Source organism: Paenibacillus prosopidis, from assembly GCF_003337375.1.
In the GTDB taxonomy this organism is placed as follows: Bacteria; Bacillota; Bacilli; order Paenibacillales; family Paenibacillaceae; genus Pristimantibacillus; species Pristimantibacillus prosopidis.
Genome location: NZ_QPJD01000066.1, coordinates 1 through 2,348, shown reverse-complemented (window position 1 = coordinate 2,348; position 2,348 = coordinate 1). Strand labels below are relative to the sequence as shown.

The following is a 2,348-nucleotide window of genomic DNA, read 5'->3' as shown; positions in this document are numbered from 1 at the left end:
GGGTATGATTTCTATTTCCAGTAAAATCCCTCCTATCAAATTATACTTTCAGTCTAAATTCATGAAATTATGTCAGTATCCTGCCGTTACTTCAATGATCAAAGAGGGACTGCCTCAGCTCCTGAACTATAGTCTCCCGTTAGTTCAACCTCGTCTGATGGCCTCACTCTGTTTATTCTACCTGATTTACAAAATCAGTCCCAAAAGCGTTAGGATACTCCCATCCATATTCGTGTTTCGTATCCGTTTCTAGAAAGAATTGAACCCACGACAGACCAGTAAATGATGGATTTCTATGGTATCCTTCAAAACAAAGTAGAACCTCAGATGGTTTCTCAGGATCGCAAGTAATTGAAGGACTATAAACCGTCCAGGCAGTCCCAATCATATTAATTATCTGAAGCGTTTGGAAAACAGCTGCCTCCATAGTCATATCGTTCTTTAGTTTACTTACAAACGTTGCTCCTAAAAGCGAAGGCTCCATCTTCGATCTTTCAAATTGTCTTGAAACAATTGATTGACCAGTTCTTTCCTCAATTGGTTGATAAGTCGAATTGCTTTTTCCTCATTTTTAACTTTAAAAAAAGCATTCCAGATTATTTGAAATTTCATGTTTACACCTATACTCATCGTAGTTTTACAACCAACTAGTATATCTAATAATACGCCATTGGTTAGAACTAACCTGCTACGCTTTGCTTTTTCGGTTTAGAAATAGTGAAATAGCGTCGTGTAAAATTATTTTAAAATGATGTGGCTTTTTACCTCCCTTCGGTGTCTAATGAATTGTAAGTTCAGGAGGAGGTACTACTGGTGTCACGAGCTCAAGACAAAAAGAAAATCCCTGTTCTTCCGGAGGAGCAGGAGCACATCCAGCATTTCGAAGCCATTTATAATCAATATCGAGATAGAATTCGAAATTATATTGCAGTAAAGACAAATTCGGCAACTGCCGATGACTTAACGCAACAAGCTTTTTTAAAAGCAATGGAAAACTTTCACTTGTTTAAGTGTAACTCCAGTATATTTACTTGGCTATTCAAAATCGCGCAAAATATTGTGAAAAACGAGTATCGTACGAGATCACGAAATAAAGAAATGGTGCACGAAGTAATCGATTTTCAGTCCCAATCGATATCCCTCGATATTACTAGAGATGTCGATATCCGTCTTGATATTAGTGCTGCATTAGCCCGATTAAATGAATTAGATCAGCAAATCATATCATTGCGTTTTTTCGTCGACTGCACTTTATTGGAAGTGTCCAAAATCATCGGGATGCCTGAAAGCGCAGTTAAGAACAGACTCTACCGTGCCTTAAACAAACTAAAAAAAGAATTAAAAGAATGGGGTGGCATTACAATCATGTCTATTAAAGAATTGATATCAATTGTGGATAAAAGCGAGGCTCCCTCCAAGAATGATGGTATGAACAAGGTATACCATGACTTATTTGAAGAGTTGAAAAGCAATGTAGATCGAATTATTACTACCTATCGTCATCGACCTTCTCAGAAAATCGCTGTTGAGATCTATCCGGATCTGCCCACTTTTCATCAAGCAATAAACGAACCGGATGCGCCCAATTGGTTTATGGGAACCTATGAAGATAACAAAATTAAAATCGTATCCCCACTCAACCCAGGCCCTGAACATACGTATCAATCGGTACTACGGCACACTATAAGCATTTTTACGATGTGGCTAGTGAAGGATATCAATCCGTTGGCACCGAAATGGCTTACACACGGGCTCGGCGGGCATGAAGCCAAACAAATGTCACAAGAATATATCCAGTATAGTACCTCCGAAGCGATTCAAAATAACGCTGTCCCTAGCTTTCAAGCATTAACTAATGATACCTGGGATTTCGAGAAGATAGGGGGATATGGATTCTCGTACTTGATCGTAGAATATCTCATCCATTCATACAGTTTAGATGCGCTCAACAAATTCATACGCGATGCCACTGATTTTCAAGGCGCATTTCAAGTATCGGAAGCTCAGCTACACGGGATGTGGGTGCAATATTTAAAATCTAGGCTATGTTAAATTTTAATACTAGTATTTGACCATAACAAAACCACCTTCGAAAAGGTGGTTTTGTCATGGTCTCCCTTAGCTCAACAGTACACTATACATTGTTCTATCTAGTACAGCCTTATAGCCCCTATCATTAAACTATCCTGCCCGTTAGCCATTCATGCAGCGCGAGAAACAGCGCTGCACCACAGAGGATGAAAATGGAAAAGCCGTCAATACTTCTACTACGGCTGGGAGAAGAAGGTCGATCAACTATGGTGCGTTAGAGCCCATCCGTTAGTCTGACTCCGACGACCACGGTGCAT

Annotated in this window: 1 protein-coding gene; it reads left to right on the top strand. The window is 39.6% G+C overall.

Annotated features, from left to right (window positions below):
• Nucleotides 1–813: 813 nt before the first annotated feature.
• The gene (locus tag DFP97_RS30265) at nt 814–2,052 is read left to right on the top strand and encodes an RNA polymerase sigma factor (RefSeq protein WP_114384360.1); all 1,239 of its coding nucleotides are present in this window, start codon (nt 814–816) and stop codon (nt 2,050–2,052) included.
• Nucleotides 2,053–2,348: the final 296 nt, after the last annotated feature.